This window comes from Actinomadura keratinilytica, assembly GCF_039539665.1.
GTDB lineage: Bacteria > Actinomycetota > Actinomycetes > Streptosporangiales > Streptosporangiaceae > Spirillospora > Spirillospora keratinilytica.
The window spans coordinates 1-22,579 of record NZ_BAABDO010000086.1 but is presented as its reverse complement, the minus strand read 5'-3'; the positions used below and the strand labels follow the sequence as shown (position 1 = coordinate 22,579).

General features: G+C 73.9%; 23 protein-coding genes and 2 pseudogenes. 15 read left to right on the top strand and 10 right to left on the bottom strand.

What is annotated here, in order from left to right:
* Positions 1–79: 79 nt before the first annotated feature.
* On the bottom strand, positions 80–307 hold the full coding sequence (locus ABD879_RS23365) for a tautomerase family protein (protein WP_345023707.1): 228 nt from the start codon (positions 305–307) through the stop codon (positions 80–82).
* Between the two features lie 102 nt (positions 308–409).
* Positions 410–1,096 carry an SDR family oxidoreductase gene (locus tag ABD879_RS23360; RefSeq protein ID WP_345023706.1) on the bottom strand — a complete coding sequence of 229 codons (687 nt, stop codon included), beginning with the start codon at positions 1,094–1,096 and terminating at the stop codon, positions 410–412.
* 257 nt (positions 1,097–1,353) lie between these two features.
* Between ABD879_RS23360 and ABD879_RS23355 the strand changes: the two genes are divergently transcribed.
* Both ABD879_RS23355 and ABD879_RS23350 read left to right on the top strand, forming a co-directional pair.
* Positions 1,354–2,076, top strand: a complete 723-nt coding sequence (locus tag ABD879_RS23355; RefSeq protein ID WP_345023705.1) for a helix-turn-helix domain-containing protein — start codon at positions 1,354–1,356, stop codon at positions 2,074–2,076.
* Positions 2,077–2,099: 23 nt separating this feature from the next.
* Entirely contained in the window at positions 2,100–3,017 is a 918-nt protein-coding gene (locus tag ABD879_RS23350; protein ID WP_345023704.1) for an NAD(P)-dependent oxidoreductase, read from the top strand.
* Between the two features lie 30 nt (positions 3,018–3,047).
* On the opposite strand, the gene ABD879_RS23345 is transcribed toward ABD879_RS23350, so the two are convergent.
* Positions 3,048–3,668 carry a TetR/AcrR family transcriptional regulator gene (locus ABD879_RS23345; RefSeq protein ID WP_345023703.1) on the bottom strand — a complete coding sequence of 207 codons (621 nt, stop codon included), beginning with the start codon at positions 3,666–3,668 and terminating at the stop codon, positions 3,048–3,050.
* Positions 3,669–3,758: 90 nt separating this feature from the next.
* On the opposite strand from ABD879_RS23345, the gene ABD879_RS23340 reads away from it, so the two are divergent.
* Positions 3,759–4,778: an oxygenase MpaB family protein gene (locus tag ABD879_RS23340; RefSeq protein ID WP_345023702.1), complete on the top strand. Its 1,020-nt coding sequence runs from the start codon at positions 3,759–3,761 to the stop codon at positions 4,776–4,778.
* Positions 4,779–4,791: 13 nt separating this feature from the next.
* On the opposite strand, the gene ABD879_RS23335 is transcribed toward ABD879_RS23340, so the two are convergent.
* Complete coding sequence (locus ABD879_RS23335) at positions 4,792–5,805, bottom strand: helix-turn-helix domain-containing protein (RefSeq protein ID WP_345023701.1); 1,014 nt, start codon at positions 5,803–5,805, stop codon at positions 4,792–4,794.
* A gap of 59 nt (positions 5,806–5,864) precedes the next feature.
* Between ABD879_RS23335 and ABD879_RS23330 the strand changes: the two genes are divergently transcribed.
* Positions 5,865–7,043 (top strand): MFS transporter, encoded by a 1,179-nt coding sequence (locus tag ABD879_RS23330; RefSeq protein ID WP_345023700.1) that lies wholly within the window; start codon positions 5,865–5,867, stop codon positions 7,041–7,043.
* A 24-nt stretch (positions 7,044–7,067) separates the two neighbouring features.
* On the opposite strand, the gene ABD879_RS23325 is transcribed toward ABD879_RS23330, so the two are convergent.
* Entirely contained in the window at positions 7,068–8,384 is a 1,317-nt protein-coding gene (locus ABD879_RS23325) for a KamA family radical SAM protein (RefSeq protein ID WP_345023699.1), read from the bottom strand.
* 300 nt (positions 8,385–8,684) lie between these two features.
* On the opposite strand from ABD879_RS23325, the gene ABD879_RS23320 reads away from it, so the two are divergent.
* The 6 genes and pseudogenes from ABD879_RS23320 to argS all read left to right on the top strand — a co-directional run bounded on the left by ABD879_RS23320 (position 8,685) and on the right by argS (position 14,523).
* Positions 8,685–9,404 (top strand): DUF998 domain-containing protein, encoded by a 720-nt coding sequence (locus tag ABD879_RS23320; RefSeq protein ID WP_345023698.1) that lies wholly within the window; start codon positions 8,685–8,687, stop codon positions 9,402–9,404.
* A complete protein-coding gene (locus ABD879_RS23315; protein ID WP_345023697.1) occupies positions 9,401–10,297 on the top strand; it encodes an alpha/beta fold hydrolase in 897 nt (298 codons plus the stop codon). Before ABD879_RS23320 ends, ABD879_RS23315 begins: the two co-directional genes overlap by 4 nt.
* A complete protein-coding gene (locus tag ABD879_RS23310; protein WP_345023695.1) occupies positions 10,285–10,644 on the top strand; it encodes a hypothetical protein in 360 nt (119 codons plus the stop codon). Before ABD879_RS23315 ends, ABD879_RS23310 begins: the two co-directional genes overlap by 13 nt.
* A gap of 133 nt (positions 10,645–10,777) precedes the next feature.
* Positions 10,778–11,182 carry a hypothetical protein gene (locus ABD879_RS23305; RefSeq protein ID WP_345023694.1) on the top strand — a complete coding sequence of 135 codons (405 nt, stop codon included), beginning with the start codon at positions 10,778–10,780 and terminating at the stop codon, positions 11,180–11,182.
* Positions 11,183–11,472: 290 nt separating this feature from the next.
* Positions 11,473–12,540: pseudogene (gene plsX, locus ABD879_RS23300) on the top strand (phosphate acyltransferase PlsX); the annotation flags it as partial.
* Between the two features lie 237 nt (positions 12,541–12,777).
* Positions 12,778–14,523 (top strand): arginine--tRNA ligase, encoded by a 1,746-nt coding sequence (gene argS / locus ABD879_RS23295; protein ID WP_345023692.1) that lies wholly within the window; start codon positions 12,778–12,780, stop codon positions 14,521–14,523.
* Positions 14,524–14,587: 64 nt separating this feature from the next.
* Here the strand turns inward: argS and ABD879_RS23290 are convergent, their stop codons facing one another.
* Complete coding sequence (locus ABD879_RS23290) at positions 14,588–14,833, bottom strand: DUF2630 family protein (protein WP_345023691.1); 246 nt, start codon at positions 14,831–14,833, stop codon at positions 14,588–14,590.
* Between the two features lie 193 nt (positions 14,834–15,026).
* Here ABD879_RS23290 and ABD879_RS23285 point away from each other — a divergent pair, with 193 nt between their 5' ends.
* Positions 15,027–16,334 (top strand): hypothetical protein, encoded by a 1,308-nt coding sequence (locus tag ABD879_RS23285; protein WP_345023690.1) that lies wholly within the window; start codon positions 15,027–15,029, stop codon positions 16,332–16,334.
* Here ABD879_RS23285 and ABD879_RS23280 read toward each other — a convergent pair.
* The 4 genes from ABD879_RS23280 to ABD879_RS23265 all read right to left on the bottom strand — a co-directional run bounded on the left by ABD879_RS23280 (position 16,225) and on the right by ABD879_RS23265 (position 20,524).
* Positions 16,225–17,100, bottom strand: a complete 876-nt coding sequence (locus ABD879_RS23280; RefSeq protein WP_345023688.1) for an aldehyde dehydrogenase family protein — start codon at positions 17,098–17,100, stop codon at positions 16,225–16,227. The genes ABD879_RS23285 and ABD879_RS23280 overlap by 110 nt on opposite strands.
* Positions 17,101–17,227: 127 nt before the next feature.
* Entirely contained in the window at positions 17,228–18,661 is a 1,434-nt protein-coding gene (locus ABD879_RS23275; protein ID WP_345023686.1) for an aldehyde dehydrogenase family protein, read from the bottom strand.
* Positions 18,662–18,665: 4 nt separating this feature from the next.
* Positions 18,666–19,595, bottom strand: a complete 930-nt coding sequence (gene deoC / locus ABD879_RS23270) for a deoxyribose-phosphate aldolase (RefSeq protein WP_345023685.1) — start codon at positions 19,593–19,595, stop codon at positions 18,666–18,668.
* A 56-nt stretch (positions 19,596–19,651) separates the two neighbouring features.
* A complete protein-coding gene (locus ABD879_RS23265) occupies positions 19,652–20,524 on the bottom strand; it encodes a polysaccharide deacetylase family protein (RefSeq protein WP_345023684.1) in 873 nt (290 codons plus the stop codon).
* A gap of 55 nt (positions 20,525–20,579) precedes the next feature.
* On the opposite strand from ABD879_RS23265, the gene ABD879_RS23260 reads away from it, so the two are divergent.
* The 4 genes and pseudogenes from ABD879_RS23260 to ABD879_RS23250 all read left to right on the top strand — a co-directional run bounded on the left by ABD879_RS23260 (position 20,580) and on the right by ABD879_RS23250 (position 22,554).
* Positions 20,580–20,981: a MerR family transcriptional regulator gene (locus ABD879_RS23260; RefSeq protein ID WP_345023683.1), complete on the top strand. Its 402-nt coding sequence runs from the start codon at positions 20,580–20,582 to the stop codon at positions 20,979–20,981.
* Positions 20,982–21,162: 181 nt separating this feature from the next.
* A pseudogene (locus ABD879_RS33010) lies at positions 21,163–21,267 on the top strand (hypothetical protein); the annotation flags it as partial.
* 73 nt (positions 21,268–21,340) lie between these two features.
* Positions 21,341–21,553: a hypothetical protein gene (locus ABD879_RS23255; RefSeq protein WP_345023682.1), complete on the top strand. Its 213-nt coding sequence runs from the start codon at positions 21,341–21,343 to the stop codon at positions 21,551–21,553.
* 203 nt (positions 21,554–21,756) lie between these two features.
* Positions 21,757–22,554 carry an AfsR/SARP family transcriptional regulator gene (locus ABD879_RS23250; protein ID WP_345023681.1) on the top strand — a complete coding sequence of 266 codons (798 nt, stop codon included), beginning with the start codon at positions 21,757–21,759 and terminating at the stop codon, positions 22,552–22,554.
* The last annotated feature ends 25 nt before the right edge of the window (positions 22,555–22,579 follow it).

The window sequence follows — 22,579 nt, the reverse complement described above, 5'->3', positions numbered from 1 at the left end:
GGCTTGGCCGGGTGCGGCCGTCCGCCGCCCGTTTCCGCGGGTCGTCGTCCCGGGCCGCCGGCGGCCCGGGACGGCCCGGTCAGCCGGGCGCCTGCCCCGCGGCCACGGCCTTGACGTCCTCGGTGGTCAGCGGCCGCCCGCCGACGCCCCAGGAGCCGCTCGCGACGTCCTCGACGATCACCAGGGTCAGCGGGCGCATGTTCTCGCCCTCGACGGCGACCATCGCGTCGGTCAGCCGCCGCACGATCTCGGCCTTCTGCTCCGCGCTGAACACGCCCTCGATCAGCTTCACATTGATCAGCGGCATCCGTCCGCCCCCCTCGGTCCGCGCGGCGGCGCCGCACCGTCGCGACACCACTGCCGTATCCGGCGCCCGCCGACTCAACCCTCCGGCGCGGCGCGGGCGGGCTCAGGTGAGCAGCCAGCCCCCGTCGACGGTGAGGTTGACGCCGTTGACGCCGCGGTTGCGCAGCAGGAACGCGACCGCGTCGACCACGTCGTCCATGGTGGCGAGGCGTCCGCCGGGCGTGCGGGAGACGACGGCGTCGAGGGGCTTGTCGTGCCAGTACGGGCTGTCGCCGATGATGCCCGGGTGCACCGCGTTGACGCGGATCGGCGCCAGCTCCACGGCCAACGTGTGGACGAGCCCCACCACGGCGCCGTTGACGGCGGACACCATCGTCGACCCCGGGTAGGGGCGGTCCTTGGCCAGGCCGCCGAACAGGACGACCGCCCCGTCGCGGCTGATACGCGGCAGCAACGCGTGGACGACCTCGGTGTAGCCGACGAGCTTGAGCGTGGCCAGGCGCTGCGCGTCGTCCAGCCGGTAGTCGGCGGCGGTGTTGCTGTCGCGCTCGATCGCCGTCAGCACCACGTGGTCCACATGCTCCACGTCGGCGAGCGCGGGGGCGATCTCGGCCGGGCGGGCCAGGTCCAGGGCGAGGCTCCGGACGCCGTCGCCGATCTCCTTGGCGGCGGTGGCGGCGCGGGACGCGTCCCGCCCCGTGATGATCACCTCGGCGCCGGTGGCGGTGTGGTGCCGGGCGATCTCGCGGCCGATGCCGGAGGTGCCGCCCACGATCAGGATGGTCGTCATGAGGTCACTCCTTCGCCGCGCAGCGGCTCTCAGTCGCGGATGGATCCACAGGAATGGCGCGAAGGCGGTTGCGGTGCCCGGGTCTCCAGCCGACGGACGCGGCCGGGGCCCGCGTCGGTGAACGAGGGCACGCAGCCCGCGCCCGCCCCGCGGTCAGCGCCGGTCACCTCCACTTCTACACCTTTAATCAAGTATTAGTGAACACGTTTGTCAATACAGGCTTAACACTTGTACGCTCTGCCCGGAGGGGATGGCCGATGTCGATTCCGCCGGTGGGCGCGCGCATCCGCGAGGAGCGCCTCAAGCGCGGCGTGACGCTGCGCGCCCTGGCGCGCGCGGTCGGGGTGTCCGCGAGCATGGTGTCGCAGATCGAGACGGGCAAGAGCCAGCCGTCCGTCAGCACCCTCTACGCCATCACCCAGGCCCTGGGCATCTCCCTGGAAGACGTCTTCGACGCCGCCCCCCAACCCGCGCCGCCCGCCCCCACCGACCCGCGTCGCGACGGAACCGCAGCCGCGCCGCGCGGGCCGGCCGGCGTCTGCCTGGGCGGCGCGGTCCCGCAGCCGGACGGGGCCGCCGGCGCCGAGAACGCGACGCCCCCTGCGGCCGAGGCGCCCGGCCCGGGGCCGGTGATGCGGCACGGGGAACGCGAAGTGCTGGAGCTGGAGTCGGGGGTGACGTGGGAACGGCTGGGGCACGTCCCCGGCACGAACGTGGACTTCCTGCTCGTCACCTACGCCCCGGGCGGGTCGTCGTCCGCGTCCGGCAAGCTCATGCGCCACGGCGGAGTCGAGCACGGGTACCTCATCCAGGGGGAACTGACCCTGACGCTGGGCTTCGACACCCACCGGATGCGGCCGGGCGACTCGGTGTCGTTCCCGTCGGTCACGCCGCACCGCTACCACAACGACGGCGACATCCCCGCGGCGGGCGTCTGGTTCGTGCACGAGACCGAGGCCCCCTGGCCGCCGACATGTTAACCGGGAGCGGACAAGGAGCGGACATGGACATCGGCTGGATCGGAACGGGCCGCATGGGCACCGCCATGGCCGAACGCCTGGCCGATGCCGGTGCGGCCCTGACCGTCTGGAACCGCACCCTCGCCAAGGCCGAGCCGCTGCGCGACCGCGGCGCGGCCCTCGCCGGCTCGCCCGCCGAACTGCGCGGCAAACCGGTCGTGTTCACCATGCTCAGCGACGACGCGGCCCTCGAAGCCGTGCTGACGGGCGACGACGGGCTGCTCACCGGCATCGGCCCGGTGCCGGACGTCGTCGTCGACTGCTCGACGGTGTCGCCGGAGACGTCGGCCGCCGCCCGCCGGGCGTGCGCCGACCGGGGAGCGGCGTTCCTCGCCGCGCCGGTCAGCGGCAACCCCGGCGCCGTCCGCTCGGGGCGGCTCGCCATCGCCGTGTCGGGGCCCCGGGACGCCTACGACCGCGTGGCGCCCCTGCTCGCCCGCATCGGCGGCTCGGTGAGCTACATGGGCGACGGCGACTCCGCCCGCCTGGTGAAGATCGCGCACAACCTGCTGCTGGGCGTGCTGACGCAGGGCCTGGCGGAGATCACCGTGCTGGCGGAGAAGGGCGGCGTCCCCCGCCACGCCGTGCTGGAATTCCTCAACAGCAGCGTGCTGGGCTCGGTGTTCACCCGCTACAAGACCCCCGCGTTCGTCAACCTCGACTTCACGCCCACCTTCACCCCGCCGCTGCTGAACAAGGACTTCGACCTGGGCCTGTCGGCGGCGCGGACCCTGGACGTCCCCATGCCGGTCGTCGAACTGACGGCGCGGCTCGTCCGGTCCCTCGTGGACGCCGGCCACGTCGACGAGGACTTCGCCGTCCTGCTCGCCCAGCAGGCCGCCGCGGCCGGTGTGGAACTCGCCCCGGAGAACGCCACCGTGGACGACGGCCTCGGCAGCTGACCGCGCCCGCGGTTCGCAGGGGCCGCGCCGTCACGGGAGGTGGGGGGCCATCAGCAGGGTGGCGTGGTCGACGACGGCGTCCAGGTCGTCGCCCAGGCTGCCGGCCAGCCACTGCTGGGCGAGCTCCACCATCGCACCGGTGAACATGGCGGCCCCCACCCGCGCCAGGCGCGGATCGACGGCGGGGCGCGTCCGGGCCTCCTGGTCCAGCACCTCGTCCATCAGCGCGGTCTGCGTGGCCTGCCTGCGGGCGGCCAGCACGGGGTTGGCGCGGGCCTCGGTGAACAGCACCCGGCCCCGGCGCGGGTCGGCCGAGCTGAAGTCCAGCACGGTGCGGATGCCGGCCCGGGTGCGTTCCGCGAGGTCGTCGCCGGCCGCCTCCAGCGCCGCCAGGAGCCGTTCGGACAGCTCCGCGGCGACCCTGTCGTAGACGGCGCCGAGCAGTTCGCCGGTGTCGGAGAAGCTTTCGTAGAAGTAGCGGGCGTGCAGGTTGCAGGCGCGGCACACCGCGCGCACCGACACCCCCGCCTCGCCCTGGGTGCCGAACAGCTCGAACGCCGCCTCCACCAGCCGGGCGCGGCGCTCGTCGCGCCGGGCGGCCAGGGGGACGCCCGCCCAGCGGGTCGCCGCGGTCTGCGTCTCGTTCGCCACCGGCCCAGCCTATCCGCGCAAATCTGGCTACACCTGTGGCCAGAATTGCCCTACTCTGGATACACCTGTAGCCAGACTTGGGAGCCGGCCATGATCACCCTGCCCCACCGCAAGCTCGCCCGGACCCTCGCCGCACGCCTCGAACGCCACTTCGACACCCAGGTGCGATCCCGCTTCTTCAGAGGACTCGAATTCGCCACCCCCGAGGGCGACCCGGGCTGGTTCGGCCCCGGCAGCGCGGTGTGGTACGTGCACTCCCACACGCCGCTGCTGTCCTTCGGGCTGGCGTGCGCGGCCTTCCTGGAAGGCCTCGACCCCAGCATCTACTGGATGGGCGTCCAGCACTCCCGGCTCACCGCCAGGGGCTCCGACGGCAAGCCGACCGGCGAGATCGACCCCGAAGGGGCCGCCGTGCGGTTCGGGCACTCGCTGTCGTTCTTCATCGGCACCGCCTACGGCTCCACCGCGACCGCCGAACGCCTCGCCAGGACCGTGCGCGCCATGCACCACACGGTCAAGGGCACCCGCCCCGACGGCCTCCCCTACGACGCCGACGACCCCCAGTGGCTGCGCTGGAACTACGCCACCGTCGTATGGGGGCTGGCCACCGCGCACGAGCGCTACCACCCCCGTCCGCTGCGCGGCAAGGACCTGGACCGCTACTACGGCGAGTTCGTCCGCGTCGGCCACGCGCTCGGCGGCACGGACCTGCCCACCACCAAGGCCGAGACCCTCGGATGCCTCAAGGAGGCCCTGCCCCGCCTGGCCGTCACCCCCGGCCACGCCGCCCGCACCGGGCCGAACCTGCGCGACACCTCCACCACGCTGCTCACCGGCCCGTTCATGGACTGGGCCATCCGCGACACCCTTCCGGACTGGGCCGCCCGGATGGTCATGCACCGGCCGCCCAACCCCGTCGAGCGGGAGGCCCGCCGCGCCGCCCTGCGGCTGCTGTTCAACGGCGCCCAGTCCCTCATCGGCCCGATCAAGGAGTTCCGCCAGGCGCAGGCCAGGGTCGCCGGCGGCACGACCGGCGCCCCCACCGCGCCCGCCTACAAGCCGGGCACCGACCCGGCCCGCACCCGCGATGAGGCCGAGGCCATGGCCTGACCGCCCGCCGTGCTCAGGGGCCGACGTCCTCATCCGGGCCGGCACCGCCGGCGGCGATGAGGGCGTCGGCCAGCCGGGTGCGCCGGTACAGCACGGCGCGTCCGGTGCGGGTCTTGGTCACCAGGCCGGAGGCGGTCAGGACGGCGAGGTGCCCGGCGGTGCCGCCGAGGCTGGCGTCCAGCCGCGCGGCGAGCTGCGTCGTGGTGGCGGGGGCGGCCAGGGCGAGCAGGAGGCGGGCGCGCGTGCGGCCGAGCAGGCGGCCGAGGGCGTCGGGCGGCGGGGGCGGACGGCTCTCCCAGAGCGCGGCCAGGCCGCGCGCGCGGTAGAAGAGGGTGTTGGGCCAGTCGCGTTCGAGCTGGGCGCCGAGGTCGGAGAAGACCGTGGGGACGAACAGCAGGCCCGCCCCGGCCAGGCGGTAGCGGCCGGAGGCGAGCAGGCCCGCCAGTTCGATGACGCCGCGGTCGGCCCGCCAGCGGACGCGGGGCGACAGGTCGTCCAGGGCGGCGCCCCAGCCGTAGGTGGCCAGGCGCCCGGCGCGGTAGACCAGGTCCTGGTCGAGGATCGCGCGCAGGACGGGCCAGTCGGGGGCGATCAGGGCCGTCCAGACCTTCTCCAGGGCGGCCGCCAGCAGGTCCACCATGTCGGGGGCCGACAGGACGGCGCGCACCTGCGGGTCGGGGTCGGGCAGTCCCGCGAGATTGCGGTCGATCTCGGCGCGGGCCAGGTCGGGCGGGGTGGCGCGGACCTGCGCCAGCTGCTCGCCGATGGCGGGGTTCGGGCGGTTCGGGGGCGGGGAGACGAAGTCGGCGACGTAGCCGCGGTTGCGCCCCAGGTGCGCCAGGGCGCGCACGGCTGGGTCGTCCATGAGCCCGGCGAACGCCGTACGGGCGCGGGACGCCCATGACCGCAGGTGGCCGGGCGGGACGCGGCCGACGAGGACGCCGAGGGCGGTGTGCACCTCGATCAGCGGGGCGAGGGCGAAGCGGCTGGCCGCGATGTCCCCCGGGCCGACCTCGATTTCGATCATCGTTTCGCTCCTGAGCGAAACGTTAGCCCCTGCGAGGACGCGTCGTGACGATCGCTCGCATGTCGTATCGCGCGGTCTTCGGGGTCGGCGAGTTCCGGGTGCTGTTCGCGCTGCACGCGCTGTTCGTCGTGGGCGACGCGGTGCGGATGCTCGGGCTGTCGGTCCTGGTGTACGAGGAGACGGGGTCGGCGCTGGTGTCCGCCCTGGCCTACGGGGCGGGGATGCTGCCGTACGTGGTCGGCGGCGCGTTCCTGCTGTCGCTGGCCGACCGGGTGCCGCCGCGGCCGCTGCTGGTGGGCTTCCACGTGCTGCGGGCGGGGGTGACGGCCCTGCCGGCGCTGGGTCTGCCGCCGGCGGCGGCGATCGCGGTGACGGCGGCGGCCGGGCTGTTCGCTCCGGTGGCGACGGCCGCGGTGACGGCCGTGCTGCCGGACCTGCTGCCCGGTGACGGCTATGTGCTGGGCCGGTCGGTGTTCACGATGACGGCGGCGGGGGCGCAGATCGGCGGGCATGCGGTGGGCGGACTGCTGCTGCTGGCGGTCGGCCCGGAGGGCGCGCTGTGGCTGGCGGCGGGCAGTTCCCTTCTGGCGGCGGCGGGCGCGCGGGCGGGGGTGCGCCGGCGGCCGCCGAGGAAGGCCGCGGACGGCGCGTCGGTGCGGGAGACGTGGCGGGTCAACCGACTGCTGCTGGCCGACCGCGGGACGCGGGGGCTGCTGCTCGCCCAGTGGCTGCCGATCTCGCTGGCGGTCGGGTCCGAGGGCGTGGTGATCCCGTACACGGCGCATCTGGGGCGCCCGGACGCGGCGGGCGCCGTCCTCGCCTCCTTCGCCGCCGGGATGCTGGCGGGCAACCTGGTGGTCGGGCGTGCGCGCGACCGGGAGCGGCTCGCGCCGCCCCTGGCGGCCGCGATGGGCCTGCCGCTGCTGGGGTTCGCGGCGCGGCCGGGCGTGGCGGCGGCGTGCGTTCTGGCGGCGCTGGCGGCGTTCGGGCTGAGCTACGAGCTGGGCCTGCAGCGCAGGTTCCTGGACGCGGTGCCGCAGGACGTGCGCGGCCAGGCGCTCGGTCTGGCGAACATCGGGGTGATCACGGGCCAGGCGGCGTGCGTCGCGGCCGCCGGGGCGCTCGGCGAGGTGCTGCCGCCGGGCATGGTGATGGCCCTGTTCGGGGCGGCGTCGACGGCCGCGGCGGCGGTGCTGGTGCGCGCCCCGCGCCAGACCGCGGCGGGCCGGTTCGGGTGAACCGGCCCGCCAGGGGCGCGCGTACTACCGCTCGAAGGGGAAGCGGTCGGCGAAGGCGGGCTTGAGATCGTCCAGCCACACCGCCTCGGGGTCGTACTCGGCGAAGAAGGGCCGGTTGACCAGGCTCGCGTCGCGGCACTGGATGAAGTGCAGCACGAAGACCTTCTTGCCGGCCACCTCGGCGACGCCGTCCACGCACACCTTGCCGGGCGTGGCGGACATGGACGGGCCGCGGACGGTGCGGGAGATGCCGGCGACGTTGCTGTAGGCGTCGCGGAAGATGTCCACGGCACGGGCCAGCGGGACGGCGAAGTAGTCCTGCGGCCCGGTGTCGCGCTCGACGAACATGTAGTACGGCACCATGCCCATGCGGGTCTGCTGCCGCCACATGCTCTCCCAGACGCGGGCGTCGTCGTTGATGGTGCGGATGAGCGGGGCCTGGGTGCGGATGACCGCGCCGGTACCGCGGATGCGGCGCACCGCCTCGGTGACGACCAGCGGTTCCAGCTCGCGCGGGTGGGTGAAGTGCGCCTGGAAGGCCAGGTTCTTGCCCGACTCCACGACCTGCTCGAACAGCCGCAGGAGGGCGTCGGCGTCGGGGTCGGTGACGAACTTCTGCGGCCAGTAGGCCAAGGCCTTGGTGCCGATCCGGATCGACTCCAGCTGCTCCAGCTCCAGCAGCGGCTCGACGTAGCGGCGCAGCACCGGCTCGCCCATGATCATGGCGTCGCCGCCGGTGAACAGGACGCTGGTGACCTCCGGGTGCGCCTTGAGGTAGTCGCGCAGCTGGAGGGCGTCGTCGCCGGCCATCTTCAGGTCGGGCTCGCCGACGAACTGCGCCCACCGGAAGCAGTAGGTGCAGTAGGCGTGGCAGGTCTGCCCCTGTTTGGGGAAGTACAGCACGGTCTCGTCGTACTTGTGCTGGAGCCCGGGGATCTTGCCGTCGCCGAAGCTGGGGATGTTCAGCTCCATCTGGCCCGCGGGGTGCGGGTTGAGGCGCATGCGGACGGCGTGCGCGGCCGCGTCGATCTCCGCCTTGGGGGCGTCGCGGCGCAGCAGGTCGCTCAGGTGCGCGACGTCCTCGGCCGGGAGCATGTCCGGCTGCGGGAACACCAGTCGGTAGATGGGATCGTCCGGGGCTGCGGACCAGTCGATGAGCTCCTCGACGACGTAGGCGTTGGTCCGGAAGGGCAGGACCGTGGCCACGGCCCGGGTGGCGAGCCGCTGCTCAGGGGTCAGCCCCGCGCGCGCGGTGAGCTCGTCGAGATGCTTGGCCGTGAAGGCGCGGAACTTGCGACCGGTGGATCGCACCGCGGGAGCCGCGTCGTTCACCAATGTCACGTGTTGGCACTCCTTGACTGTCAGCGGGGAACGCACCGGTCGGCGCGTCGTCTGATGGGTGATCCCGACGGGGCCCGCCGCCGGTGCCGGTGGTCGAACCCCCGTGGATCCTAAAGAGGTACCCCCTTCACGGTACAAAGATGCTGGTCAACCACAAGCCTGACAAACTACGACATCGCCGGACAACACGGCTGTCCGATGCATGATCGATAACGGGACGTGCAAAAGCTCGGGTTCCCGCGTCCCTATGCTGGGCGACATCACCGCCGCGGGATGCCGTGCCGACACGAGGGGGGGCACGTGGACGCACCGGAGCGCCACCGCGACCAGGGCGTGCCGGCCGTCGCCGTGCCGCTGGCCGGCCTGGCGGCCGTCGCCTACAGCACCTTCCTGCTGGAACACCTGCTCAGCCCCGACATCGACGTGATCAACAGCTATGTCAGCGAGCTGTCGGCGGTGGACCAGCCGTACCACTCCGTCTACAGCGGCGGCGATTTCGCCACGGGCGTACTCACGATCATCGTGGCGGTCGTCGCGCTGCGCGCCGCCCGGGGGCGGCGCTGGGCCGTCACCGGCTGGATCCTGCTGGCCCTGTTCGGGCTGTGCGCCATCGGCGACGCGGTGTTCCCGCTGGACTGCGCGCCCAGCCTGGAGTCGGGGTGCGCGCTGCGCGAACGGTCGGGCAACGTGTCGTTCGCGCACGAGTTCCACGCCGTCACCAGCAGCCTGGTGATCGTCTTCGGGGTGGCGGCGCTGGCGGCGCTGGCGATCGCCGCCCGCCGGTACGGGTGCTGGCCCGCGCTGGCCCGCTGGGGGCTGCCGCTGGCGGCCGTCGAGACGCTGCTCGCGCTGGCCACCGTGGCGGCGATGGTGGAGGGCCGGTGGCTCGGCATCATCCAGCGCGGCCAGATCGCCGTGCTGGTGCTGGGGCTGCTGGCCGTCACCTGGGCGCTGGCCCAGGAACGGCGCGCCGCCCGGCGCCCCGCCGAGGCCCCGGAACCGGAGAGGGCGGCGCGGTGAGCCGGGTCGAGTACGCGGGCGGCGAACAGGTCCACGTGGTCGCGCGCGGCCCCGCCGACGGCCCGGTCGCGCTGCTGACGAGCGGGCTCGGCGGGGCCTGGTTCGACTGGGCGCGGGTGGTCGATCTGCTCGCCGGGCGGCACCGGACGGTCGCCTTCGACCGGCCCGGCCTCGGCCTCAGCCCGGCCGGGCACGCCCCGCCCAGCCTGCGCCGCGACCTGCGGATCCTGGAGGACCTGGCGGAGGCGGCCGGGACGCCGGTCGTGCCGGTGGCGCACTCGATGGCCGCCTTCCCCGCCGAGGCGCTGGCCCGGCTGCGCCCGGACCTGGTCGCCGGGCTGGTGCTGGTCGATCCGAGCGCCGAACGCGACCCGCGCGCGCCGCTCCGCACGGCCGCCGCGCTGACCCCGCTGACCACGGTGCTCGCCCGGCTGCTGGACGCCACCGGGCTCGCCGGGATCGTCGGCCCGGCGGGGCGCCGGTTCGTGCTGAGCCGCACCAGCCGGCGCGGCGACGTGGCGTCCCCCGCCCTGGTCAGGCGGGTGTACGGGCGCGGCACGGTGGCCGGCACGGTGCTCGCCGAGAACCTCGCCTACCGGGAGATGGCCTTCGACCTGCACCGGCTGCGCCGCCGCCGTCCCTTCCCGCCCGTCCCGCTGGTGGTGCTGACCGCGCTGGGCGACCTGCGCACCCGCCGCCGCGCCGAACAGTGGAGGAGGATGCATGAGGAGCTGGCCGCGATGAGCCCGCGCGGACGCCAGGTGGTGCTGCGCGACGCCCGGCACATGGTGATGATCGACGATCCGGACGCCGTCGCCGCCGCCGTCGCCGAGGCGACGGGGCCCGAGGGCACCGCCGGGGCCGCTCCGGAAGGCCGCGCGTGCGGCGGGTGACCGCCGTGCTGGCGGCCGCGCTGCTGGCGCCGGCGCTCAGCGGCTGCGACGTGATGAAGCGCATCTCCGAGGGCGCCTACCGCAACGCCGTCGCCGACGGCGCCGCCGTCGAACTGGACGAACGCGGCGTCCGCCTCAAGGAGCGCCTGTCGTGCACCACGACGACGGGCAGGCCCGAGTCGGTGGTGCGCATCCGCTGCACGGGCCGCACCGCCGAGGGGGCGCCCGTCGTGGTGGCGGGCGTGGCCACCGGGGCCGACACCCGGCGTCCGCGCGAGCACTACGTGATCACCGTCGGCGGGCGGAGCCTGCTCACCGCCGACTGCCTGGGCCGCGCCTGCACCTGACCCGACAGCCGCTTGCACATCGGCGCGGCGGGCGCCTGCGGTGACGGCGATGAGTCCGCAAGGACATCGCATGATCGGGGAAAATCGGCGCGCGGCCCGGCATGTCCGGCCGCCGCCGGGTGACGTCACAGCCGTGGAGATCGCGCGAGTCAGAGCCATGGTCGTCGGGATCGCCGCCCTGGCGGTGGTGAGCGTGGTCACGGGTGTCGTCTACCTGGTGCTCGCCGGGCGCGGGGGCCCGCGGTACGGCAGCCAGGAGGAGCTCCGCCGGGTCCTGCCGAGAACCGCCGCCGCCGAGCTGCGCGCCCGCGGCATCGGCCTGCAGGGCGCGCTGCGCTGCCGCGACATCCCCGGCTGGACCGAGGAGCGGCTGCGGGTCGGCTGCGAGGGCGTCACCGGCGACCGCAGGCCGGTGCAGGTCATCGGCACCGGCGACGAGCGCACGCGGCGGAACTACTTCACGATCCTGGTGGACGGGCGTCCGCTGGTGGAGAACAGCACCTGCCTGGGCGAGGACTGCCGCACGAGCGGCGGCTGACCCGCACCGGCCCCCTCCCCGCAAGCCGCCCCGCAGGACGCGCCCGCGGACCGCGCGTCCTGAGCCGCGCCGCGGGCGCGACACGGCGGCGCCCGGAGGCGACCCGGCGGTCACGGCATCCGGGCGGACGGCCTACCATGCGATGAGCTGCCGTCATCGCCGTCCGGCATCGGGACGGCGCCGCAGCACCCGGCAGCACCCGTCCTTCTCCCCCGCCCGGCGCCGGGGAGACGCCCGGGAGACGCCCGCACACGCCTGGAGCACGCTCTGGAGACACCCTGGAGCCCCGCATGACCGGCCGCACCGAGCCGTCGTACCGTACGGCGCGGCGGGCCGGACCCGCCCCTGTGGCGGTGGACACCATGGGCGGCGACCACGGCCCCGACGAGATCATCACGGGTGCGGTGGCGGCGGTGCGCGAGCACGGGGTCCGGCTGGTGCTGGTCGGGCAGGCACCGCGGATCCGGGCCCGGCTGGACCGGCTGGGCATGGCCGGGAAGATCCCGATCGTGCACGCCGACGAGGCGCTCAGCATGGACGAGGGCGCGCTGGCCAGCTGGCGCAAACCGCGCTCGTCGGTGGCGATCGCCTGCCACCTGGTCAAGCAGGGCCGGGCGTCGGCGCTGGTGTCGGCGGGCACCACCGCGGGCGTGGTGGCCACCGCGCGGCTGCGGCTCAAAGGCCAGCAGGGCGTGATGCGCCCGGCGATCGCGGTGACGCTGCCGACCCGGCCGCGGCCCACCGTGCTGCTGGACGCGGGCGCCACCGCCGACGTCAAACCCGAGACGCTGGTGCAGTTCGCCGCGTTCGGCACCGCCTACGCGCAGGTGCGGCTCGGCCTGGCGCGGCCCCGGGTGGGGCTGCTGAACATCGGCGCCGAGCCGGGCAAGGGCGACAAGGTCACCAAGCGGGCGTACGAGCTGCTGGCCGGGGGCCAGCCGGGCATCGAGTTCGCCGGGAACGTGGAGGGCGACGGCCTGCTGAGCGGCGCCGTGGACGTCGTGGTCACCGACGGGTTCACCGGCAACGTGGCGCTGAAGACCCTGGAGGGCGCCATGCGGATGGCCTCCGCGGAGGTCCGCGCGGCGCTCACCGCCACCCGCACCGCCCGGGTGGGCGCGCTGCTGCAGCGCCGCCGCCTGCTCGGCCTGCGCGAGCGGTTCGACTCGGAGACCTACGGCGGCGGGGTGCTGCTCGGCCTGAACGGCACGGTGGTCATCGCGCACGGCGCCTCGCACGCCCGCGCCATCGCCTCGGCCTGCGCGCTCGCCCACGACCTGGCCGCCGGACGCATCGTGGAGAAAGTCCGCGAGCAGGTCGCGGCCATCCGCACGTCCCGGTTCGGCCGCTGGACGCACGGCGACCGCGACGACAAGGACAAGGCCGCCGAGCCCCCGGCGGAGCCGTCCGCCCCCGACGCGGGCGGCGACGAGCCGACCGCGAAGGCCCCGGGCGAGGAAGGGCCGACCGCGGCGGGCGAAGGCGGCCGCCACGAACTGGTCGCCGAGGGCCAGGAGCCGCCCGCGCGCCCCTGACCCGCGGCACCTCCGGCATTCGTTACCGGGGCATGGGGGCGGCCCCGATAACCTTGGGCCATGCCCGATCCACAACTCGTCCTCGCCTCCCGGGTCCGGGACGCGCTCGCCGCCGTCCTCGGTCCGTCGTACGCGGACGCCGACCCGGTCATCCGGCCGTCGCAGTTCGCCGACCTGCAGGCCAACGCCGCCTTGGCGCTGGCCAAGAAGGCGGGCCGCAAGCCGCGAGAGCTGGCCGACGAGATCGTGGCGCACCTGGACACCGGCGACGTCATCGCCAAGGTCGAGGTCAGCGGGCCGGGCTTCATCAACCTGACGCTCAGCGACACCTGGATCGCCGAGCAGACCGGCCGGGTGCTGGCCGACGAGCGGCTGGCCGTGCCGCCGGTCGACGCGCCGCAGAAGGTGATCGTCGAGTACTCCTCGCCGAACGTGGCCAAGGAGATGCACGTCGGGCACCTGCGCACCACGATCGTGGGCGACTCCATCGCCCGCATCCTGGAGTTCCTCGGGCACCACGTGGTCCGCGACAACCACGTGGGCGACTGGGGCACCCCGTTCGGCATGCTCATCGAGCACCTGCTCGACCTCGGTGAGGACGCCGCCGCGCGGGACGACTCGTCGGTGTCGGACCTGACCGCGTTCTACCAGGCGGCGCGGCAGAAGTTCGACGGCGACCCGCAGTTCGCCGAGCGGTCGCGGCAGCGGGTGGTCCAGCTGCAGGCGGGCGACCCCGAGACGCTGCGGCTGTGGCAGATCCTGGTGGACGTCTCCAAGCGCTACTTCAACACCGTCTACCGGCGGCTCGGGATCACGCTGACCGACGCCGACATCAAGGGCGAGAGCTTCTACAACGACATGCTCGGCCCGACCGTCCAGGAGCTGGAGGACAAGGGCATCGCCTCGCTCAGCGACGGCGCGCTGTGCGCGTTCCCGCCCGGGTTCACCGGCCGGGACGGCGAGCCGCTGCCGGTGATCATCCGCAAGCGGGACGGCGGCTACAACTACTCCACCTCCGACCTGGCCACCGTCCGGTACCGGGTGGACGTCGAGCGCGCCGACCGGATGATCTACGTGGTGGGCGCGCCGCAGGCGCTGCACTTCCAGATGGTGTTCGCGGTGGCCCGGATGGCGGGCTGGCTGAACGACGAGGTGCGCGCCGAGCACGCCCAGATCGGCAACGTGCTGGGCACCGACGGCAAGATCCTGCGCACCCGGGCGGGCGGCACCGTCAAGCTGGCCGAGCTGCTGGACGAGGCCGTCGAGCGGGCCGGCCGGGCCTTCGACGAGGTGCCGCACGAGGAGGCGTTCGACGAGGCCACCCGGGCGGAGATCGTCGAGGCGGTCGGCATCGGCGCGGTCAAGTACGCCGACCTGTCGGTGGCCCGCGACAGCGAGTACGTCTTCGACTTCGACCGGATGATCGCCTTCAAGGGCAACACCGGCCCGTACCTGCAGTACGCGGCGGCGCGGATCCGGTCGATCTTCCGCAAGGGCGGCGTGGACCCCGCCGCCGTCACCGGCCCCGTCCGGATCGGGCACCCGGCCGAGCGGGCGCTGGCGCTGCGGCTGCTGGGCTTCGGCGCGGCCGTCGCGCAGGCCGGCGAGTCGGCCGAGCCGCACAGGCTGGCCGCCTACGTGTTCTCGGTGGCGGACGCCTACACGGCGTTCTACGAGAACTGCCCCGTCCTGCAGGCGCCCGACGAGGCGACCAAGGCGTCGCGGCTGGCGCTGTGCGCGGCGACCCTGCGCACCCTGGAGACCGGCCTGCACCTGCTCGGAGTGCCCACCCCCGAGCGCATGTGACGCCGCGCGGGCACGCCTGACGCCGGGCGCGCCGTCGGCGCGTCCGGCGGCCGCGGGCGGCGCCCTACTGCAGGTAGTTCTCGACCTCGCCGGCGGGGCGCGGCTCGGTGTCGCCGGGGTCCCGGCCCGCCGCCCGGCCGGCCCGGCGGCGGCGCAGCAGATCCCAGCACTGGTCGAGGGCGACCTCCAGTTCGCGGAGGCGGCGGTGCTCCTCGGCCCCGCTCAGCTCCCGCCGCTGGTACCGCTCGCGCAGCCGCTGCTCCTCGGCGACGTAGTCGCCGATGCGTTCCAGGATGTCCTTCTCGTCCATGGGACCCCCGTCCCGGGTGGGAGCGGTGGCGAAGCCCCGTCCCGCGGGCTCGTGCCGCGGGCGTCGGCGGCACGTCCGCGGGCCGTGCGCGGCGTGCTCGCACGGAACGGCGAGACGGGGCGACGCCGCCGGTCAGGCACCCTCTCGCGCGCCGCCCCCGCCGCCGGACAGCCCGGACAGGAACCCTCCGTCGGTGGTCGTGGAGTGCGGCAGGCCCAGGTCGGACTTCGGCTCGACGTGCGGCGCCGGCTGCTCCGACGGCGCGGTCTGCGCCATCGTCGTCTCCTCGGCCGGCCGCTCGGGCGCGGCCTTCTCGGCCGCGGTGGACGACCGGGTCCGGGTCGCGCGCGGCTTGGCGGCGGTCGCGGTGCGGCGCGTCGTGCCCGCCTTGGCCGTGCTCGCCTTGGACGTTCCCGCGGTCTTGCGGGCCGTGCTCGTGCGCGACGAGGCCGTCGACCGGCGTGCGGTCGTGGTGCCGGTCGTGCCGCGCCGGGTGCCGGTGGTGGCGGCCTTGGCGCGCGACGTCGTAGAACGCGACGTCGTGGAACGCGACGTCGTGCCGCGTCCGCCGGTGGTGCGCCCCGTCGTCGAGCGTCCCGTGGTGGAGCGTCCGGTGGTGGCGCGCGTCCTGGACGTGGTGGACCGGCGCCCGGCCGTCGTCCCGGCCGTCGGCGGCTTGACCTTGGTGATGGCCGTGGCCGCGGAGCTCATCGCCCTGGCGGCGTCGGCCATCGCCTTCGTCGCGGTCGTCATCGCCTTGGTCATGGCGGTCATGGCCTTGGCCGACGAGGACGCCTTGGACGCCACCGACCTCATCTGGGTGGCCGCCGACTTGGCCTGCGTCGCGGCCTGGGTCACCTTGCTGGCCGCCGCGGTCTGCGTGCGGCTGGCACCGGTCGCGGCGGCGGCCCGCGACGTCGTCCGGGACGTGCCGGCACGCGACGTGGAAGCCCGGGACGTCGCGGACTTGCGCGCCGTCGTGGTCCGCCGGGTGGTGCCGGTGGACCGCGACGTCGTGCCGCGCCGCGCGGCGGTCGTGCCGGTGCCGCGCCGTGCCGTGGCGGTGGTCCGCGACGCGGTGGCGCGCGCGGCGCTGGTGCGCTTGGCCGCCGTCTTCGCGGCGGTCTTCGCCGCCCCCGTCGCGGCGCTCGCACGCTTGGTCGCGCCGCGCGTCGCGCTTTTGGCCGCACTGGTCGCGCTCTTCGTGGCGCTCTTGGCGGCGCTCTTCGTACGGCCGGCCGTACCTCGGCTCGACGCCGTACGCGATGCGGTTCTGGTAGCCACTGATCTACCCCCCGTGATGATCAGTTGTGGGGGGACTATTCCACTGTTGGTCGGGCTCTACACACCGTCCGCTTGCACACTCTCCGAGAATGTCCGGCTCAAACGCGTCAGACGCCCACCGGATGCCACACCGTCTTGGTCTCCAGGAACGCGGTCAGGCGCCGCGTGCCCGGGTCGCCGGCCCAGTCGGCGCCGGTCGGGCGCAGCACGCGCTTGAGGTTGCCCGCGGCGGCCTCCTCCAGCGGCCGCACCTGCTCGTCCGGTACGCCGGCGAGGTCGAGCGCGTTGACGTCCAGGTGGGAGGCCAGCCACGGCGCCAGCTCGGCGCGCCGCCCGGTGAGGATGTTGACGACGCCGCCCGGCAGGTCGGACGTCGCCAGCACCTCGGCCAGCGTGACGGCGGGCAGCGGCGCCGGCTCGGACGCGACCACCACGCACGTGTTGCCGGACACGATGACCGGCGCGACGACCGACACCAGCCCCAGCAGCGGCGAATCGGGCGCGACCACGCCGACCACGCCGGTGGGCTCGGGCGTGGAGAAGTTGAAGTACGGCCCGGCGACGGGGTTGGCCGCCCCGGCGACCGCGCCGAGCTTGTCGGCCCAGCCCGCGTACCACACCCAGCGGTCGACGGCGGCGTCCACCTCGCGGGCCGCGGCGTTCCGGCCGAGCCCGGCGGCGCGCAGCTCGCCGACGAACTGCGCGTGCCGCCCCTCCAGCATCTCGGCGACGCGGTAGAGGATCTGCCCCCGGTTGTAGGGGGTGCGCCCCGACCAGCCGCCGAACGCCTTGCGGGCCGCGCCCACCGCGTCCCGCACGTCCTTGCGCGAAGCCTGGGAGGCGTTGGCCAGGAAGCGGCCCTCGGGGTCGTTCACGGGGTAGGTCCTGCCGGACTCGGACCGGGGGAACGCTCCCCCGATGAACAGCTTGTACGTCTTGCGGACGGCCAGCCTCTGCTCGGACATCTTCTCCGACTCAGACATGTTCTCCACGGGGGGACGACCCCCCACACCCCCCGGCTCAGACATGCTCTCTGTGGGGGGACGACCCCCCACACCCCCCGGCTCAGACATGCTCTCTGTGGGGGGACGACCCCCCACACCCCCCGGCTCAGACATTGAGGTACGCCTCCAGTCCGTGCCGCCCGCCTTCACGGCCGAACCCGGATTCCTTGTAGCCGCCGAACGGCGACGTCGGATCGAACTTGTTGTAGGTGTTGGCCCACACGACCCCGGCGCGCAGCCGTTCGGCCATCCACAGGATGCGCGAGCCCTTCTCCGTCCAGACCCCGGCCGACAGCCCGTAGGGGGTGTTGTTGGCCTTGGCGACGGCCTCGTCGGGGGTGCGGAACGTCAGCACCGACAGCACCGGCCCGAAGATCTCCTCGCGGGCGATGCGGTGCGACTGCGCGACGCCGGTGAACAGCGTGGGGGCGAACCAGTAGCCGCGGTCCGGCAGCTCGCACGGCGGGGACCAGCGCTGCGCGCCCTCCCGCTCGCCGACCTCCGACAGCATCCGGATCTTCTCCAGCTGCGCGGCCGAGTTGATGGCGCCGACGTCGGTGTTCTTGTCCAGCGGGTCGCCGACGCGCAGCGTCGCCATCCGCGCCTTCAGCCGGTCCAGCAGCTCTTCGGCGATCGGCTCGTGCACCAGCAGCCGGGACCCGGCGCAGCACACGTGCCCCTGGTTGAAGAAGATGCCGTTGACGACGCCCTCCACCGCCTGGTCGAGCGGCGCGTCGTCGAACACCACGTTGGCGGCCTTGCCGCCGAGCTCCAGCGTCAGCTTCTTGCGCGTGCCGGCCACCGACCGCGCGATCTGCTTGCCGACCTCCGTCGAGCCGGTGAACGCCACCTTGTCGACGCCGTCGTGCGCAACGAGCAGCCGGCCCGTCTCGCCCGCGCCGGTGACGATGTTGACCACGCCCCTCGGCAGGTCCGCCTGCCGGCAGATGTCGGCGAACGCCAGCGCGGTCAGCGGGGTCGTCTCGGCGGGCTTGAGCACGACGGTGTTCCCGCACGCCAGCGCCGGGGCGATCTTCCAGGCCAGCATCAGCAGCGGGAAGTTCCACGGGATCACCTGCGCGGCCACGCCCAGCGGCCGCGGATCGGGCCCGTACCCGGCGTAGGACAGCTTGTCGGCCCAGCCGGCGTGGTAGAAGAAGTGCGCCGCGACCAGCGGCAGGTCCACGTCCCGCGACTCGCGGATCGGCTTGCCGTTGTCGATCGACTCCAGGACGGCCAGCTCGCGCGACCGCTCCTGGATCAGCCGGGCGATCCGGTACAGGTACTTGGCGCGTTCCCGGCCCGGCATGGGGCCCCAGACGTTCTCGTAGGCGGCGCGCGCGGCGGCGACGGCCCGGTCCACGTCCGCGGCGCCCGCCTCGGCGATCTCGGCCAGCACCTCCTCGGTGGCCGGGTTCACCGACTTGAAGGACCGCCCGTCCGCCGGGTCGGTGAACTCGCCGTCGATGAACAGCCCGTACGACGGACGGATGTCGACGATCGAGGCGGACTCGGGCGCGGGCGCGTAGTCGAAGTTCATCACGTCAGTCCACGGTGAAGTAGTCGGGGCCCTGGTACACGCCGTCGGCCAGCTTGCGCCGCTGCATCAGCAGGTCGTTGAGCAGGCTGGAGGCGCCGATGCGGAACCACTCGGGGGTCAGCCAGTCCGGCCCGGCGGTCTCGTTGACCAGCACCAGGTACCGGATCGCGTCCTTGGTGGTGCGGATGCCGCCCGCCGGCTTCACCCCGACCTGCCGTCCCGTGGCGGCGCGGAAGTCGCGCACGGCCTCCAGCATCACCAGCGCGACCGGCAGCGTCGCCGCGGGCGACACCTTGCCCGTGGAGGTCTTGATGAAGTCGGCGCCCGCCCGCATCGCCAGCCAGGACGCGCGCCGCACGTTGTCGTAGGTGACCAGCTCGCCGGTCTCCAGGATCACCTTCAGGTGCGCGTCCCCGCACGCCTCCTTGACCGCGGCGATCTCGTCGAACACCTTGCCGTAGTCGCCGGCGAGGAACGCGCCCCGGTCGATCACCATGTCGATCTCGTCGGCGCCCGCCTCGACCGCGGCCCGGGTGTCGGCGAGCTTGGCCGCCAGCGGCGCCCGCCCGGACGGGAACGACGTCGCGACGCTGGCGACCTTCACGTCGCTGCCCTTGAGCGCCTCCACCGCCACCCCGACCAGGTCGGAGTAGACGCAGACGGCGGCCACCCGGGGCACGTCGGGGTCGTCGGGGTCGGGCCGCAGCGCCTTGGCGCACAGCGCCCGCACCTTGCCCGGGGTGTCGGCGCCCTCCAGCGTCGTCAGGTCCACCATCGCGATCGCCGCGTCGATGGCCTGCGCCTTGGCGGACGTCTTGATCGAACGCGCGGCCAGGCGCTTCGCCCGTTCCTCCACGCCGACCTGGTCCACCCCGGGCAGGCCGTGCAGGAAGTCGCGCAGCCCCGCGGTACCGGCAACAGTCTCCGTTGACACGCCCCCAGCATCGCCTACGCGACCCACCTGCACAAAACGACCCCTCCTGCCGGCCGTCACGCGCCCCCGCCGAGCACGGTGCGGCGGTAGTGCTCGGCGATGTCGTCGCTGGTGGTCAGCCAGACGTCCGGCTGCGCCGCCAGGTACGCCAGCGCCTGGTCGAAGTACTTCGCCCGGAACGCCTGGCCGATCACGAAGGGGTGCAGGGCCAGCGCCATCACCCGTCCGCTGTGCTCGGAGTCGGCGCGCAGCCGCTCGTACTGGTCCTTGACGATCTGCAGGTACTGCGGCCCGGTGGTGCCGTTGGCGAACAGCATGAGGTCGTTCAGCTCCACCGTGTACGGCACGCTGATCATGCCGGGCACCTTGAGCGGGTAGGGCTGGTCGTCGTTGGTCCAGTCGAGCACGTAGCCCAGGCCCAGCTCGGCGAGCAGCCGGGGCGTGTCGAACGTCTCGGTGAGCCCCGGGCCCATCCAGCCGCGCGGCCGCCGTCCCGTCCCCTCCGCGATGGTGTCGACGATCTCGGTGAGGACCCGGCGCTCCTCGTCCGGGTCCATCCCGGTGTGCAGGACCGAGTTGGTGCGCCCGTGCGCGAGCCAGGCCCAGTCCCGTTCCACCCCCGCCTTGACGATCTGCGGATAGTGGCGGACGACGTCGGAGTTCAGCAGCACGCTCGCCCGGACGCCGTGCCGGTCCAGGCTCTCCGCCAGCCGCCAGATGCCCACCCGGACCCCGTAGTCGCGCCACCCGTAGTTGAGCGCGTCGGGCACCAGGTCGGCGGTCCCGGGCCAGATGCTGGTGGACGGGCGGTCGATGAGGAAGTGCTCGACGTTGAGACCGATGTAGCAGGCGACCTTCTTGCCGCCGGGCCAGCCGATGGTCGGACGCTCGGTGATCGGGCTGTAGTCGTAGAGCTCGTTGTCAGCCATGGCGGCACGGTAGAAGTTGACATTGATGTGAAGTTCAAGCCCGGGGAGGCCCCTCATGCGGATCGGCGAGCTCGCCAGGCGCACCGGCGTGAGCACGCGCTCCCTGCGCTATTACGAGGAGCAGGGCCTGCTGGTCCCCGACCGCACCCCCGGCGGCCAGCGCGACTACCCCGAGCAGGCGGTCGACCGGGTCATCCGCATCCAGGAGCTGTACGCCGCGGGCCTGCACAGCAAGAAGATCGCCGAACTGCTCCCCTGCATGCGCGACGCGGACGGCGGCCCCGCCGAGATCGCCACCCCCCGCCTGGTCGCCGACCTGATCGCCGAACGCGACCGCATCGACCGCCAGATCACCGAGCTGGTCAACTCCCGCGACATCCTCGACCAGGTCATCCGCACCGCATCGCGCGGCACCACCCAGCCCGGCGGCGATCCGCAGAACCCCTCGACGCCGTAGAACGCGGACGGGCACGCGCTCGCGACCGCCCCACTCGCGTCACCGCGCCCCGGCCTTGGACTCCACCCTCGCGATTCGGGTGACACCCCTCAGGGCGACTTGTGCAACGTCTTGTACAAGTCATGAAAGGGGACGGCGGCATGTCCATCTCTGCCAGCGAAGCGCACAAAACCTGTTCCCGATGATCGAGCAGGTCAACGAGGACCATGCACCGGTGCACCTCACCTCCCGCAGGGGGAGCGCCGTCCTGATGCCTGAAGAGGACGACAACTCCTGGGCGGAGACAGTGCACCTCCTGCGGTCCCCCAAGAACGCCCGGCGTCTCCTCGACTCCATCGCCCAGGCTGCACGGCTTGGCTATGAACACCGACGCCGCCGGTGCGCGGTCCGCCGCACCCGCCGTCGCGCTGGGGACGGCGGATGCGGTGAGCGATGCCGCTCATCAGCGGCTGGGGCTCGACGGCACCGGTCGGCGGCCGCCGACCGCCGCGGTGCGCCGCGTCATCGCCGTGCCGCTGATCGTGTTCCTGCGCCGCCGCGTCGACCGGCCCCCCTGGACGGGCTGGGCCTGACCGGTCATGCCGAGAGCGTATGCGCGTTCGCCGAAGGCGTGCTGATCACAGCGGGGCCGGCTGGCGCGGGCGCGAGCGGCCGCCCGCGGGTGAGGTATTCATGACCCGCCGGTCTCGTTACAGAGAGTGATGCGACTCGCTAGGTTGCTGGGTGTTCTCGGGGGTCGGGCGGAGGCACGGACACACTCGGTGAAAGTTGATCATTGACGCACGAGTCGCGTTTCCACATTCTGGGGCCGCTGGAGGTCACCGTCGGCGACCGGCAGGTGCGGGTGCCGGCGGGGCGGCAGCGGGTGCTGCTGGCCTCGCTGCTGGTGGACGCCAACGAGATCGTCCCAGTGGAGGAGCTGGTCGAGCGGGTCTGGGGGCGGCACCGGCCGCGCCATGCCCGCGGGGCGCTGCACACCTGCCTCACGCGGCTGCGGCACACGCTCGACCGGGGCGAGCCCACGGCGTCCACGATGATCCGCACCACGGCCGCCGGCTACGGCATCGCCGCGCCCCCGCACCACCTGGACCACCTGCGGTTCCAGGAGCTGCTGCGGGACGCGCGGCGGGCGGCCCGGCGCGGTGACCCGGCGGGCGAGTCGGCCGCGCTGGCCGAGGCGCTGTCGATCTGGCGGGGGCCGCCGCTGGCGGACGTGCCGTCGGAGTCGCTGCACCGCGAGGTCGTGCCCAAGCTGACCGAGCAGTGGCTGCGCGCGGTCGAACGCAGCAACGCCCTGGCCCTGGCGCTGGGCCGGCACGGCGAGCTCATCGGCGAGCTGCGCGCGCTGATCCGCCGCCACCCGTTCCACGAGCGGTTCTGGGGGCAGCTGATGCTGGCGCTGTACCGGTGCGGACGGCAGGCCGAGGCCCTGCAGGCGTACGCGAGCGTGCGCGAGCGGCTGCGCCGGGAGCTGGGGGTCGAGCCGGGCCGCGAGCTGCGCCGGCTCCAGCTGGCCATCCTGCGCGACGACCCCGGGCTGACGGCTAGGTGTTCTGTCCCGACAGGTTGGTGACGCGGCTGGCGGGTGGGAGGCCGCC

Bases quoted from the DNA above. Each gene is read 5' to 3' on its own strand.
- ABD879_RS23365 (WP_345023707.1), bottom strand. From the start codon at position 307: ATGCCGCTGATCAATGTGAAGCTGATCGAGGGCGTGTTCAGCGCGGAG.
- ABD879_RS23360 (WP_345023706.1), bottom strand. From the start codon at position 1,096: ATGACGACCATCCTGATCGTGGGCGGCACCTCCGGCATCGGCCGCGAG.
- ABD879_RS23355 (WP_345023705.1), top strand. From the start codon at position 1,354: ATGTCGATTCCGCCGGTGGGCGCGCGCATCCGCGAGGAGCGCCTCAAG.
- ABD879_RS23350 (WP_345023704.1), top strand. From the start codon at position 2,100: ATGGACATCGGCTGGATCGGAACGGGCCGCATGGGCACCGCCATGGCC.
- ABD879_RS23340 (WP_345023702.1), top strand. From the start codon at position 3,759: ATGATCACCCTGCCCCACCGCAAGCTCGCCCGGACCCTCGCCGCACGC.
- ABD879_RS23335 (WP_345023701.1), bottom strand. From the start codon at position 5,805: ATGATCGAAATCGAGGTCGGCCCGGGGGACATCGCGGCCAGCCGCTTC.
- ABD879_RS23330 (WP_345023700.1), top strand. From the start codon at position 5,865: ATGTCGTATCGCGCGGTCTTCGGGGTCGGCGAGTTCCGGGTGCTGTTC.
- argS (WP_345023692.1), top strand. From the start codon at position 12,778: ATGCCCGATCCACAACTCGTCCTCGCCTCCCGGGTCCGGGACGCGCTC.
- ABD879_RS23290 (WP_345023691.1), bottom strand. From the start codon at position 14,833: ATGGACGAGAAGGACATCCTGGAACGCATCGGCGACTACGTCGCCGAG.
- ABD879_RS23280 (WP_345023688.1), bottom strand. From the start codon at position 17,100: ATGTCTGAGTCGGAGAAGATGTCCGAGCAGAGGCTGGCCGTCCGCAAG.
- ABD879_RS23275 (WP_345023686.1), bottom strand. From the start codon at position 18,661: ATGAACTTCGACTACGCGCCCGCGCCCGAGTCCGCCTCGATCGTCGAC.
- ABD879_RS23265 (WP_345023684.1), bottom strand. From the start codon at position 20,524: ATGGCTGACAACGAGCTCTACGACTACAGCCCGATCACCGAGCGTCCG.
- ABD879_RS23260 (WP_345023683.1), top strand. From the start codon at position 20,580: ATGCGGATCGGCGAGCTCGCCAGGCGCACCGGCGTGAGCACGCGCTCC.
- ABD879_RS23255 (WP_345023682.1), top strand. From the start codon at position 21,341: ATGAACACCGACGCCGCCGGTGCGCGGTCCGCCGCACCCGCCGTCGCG.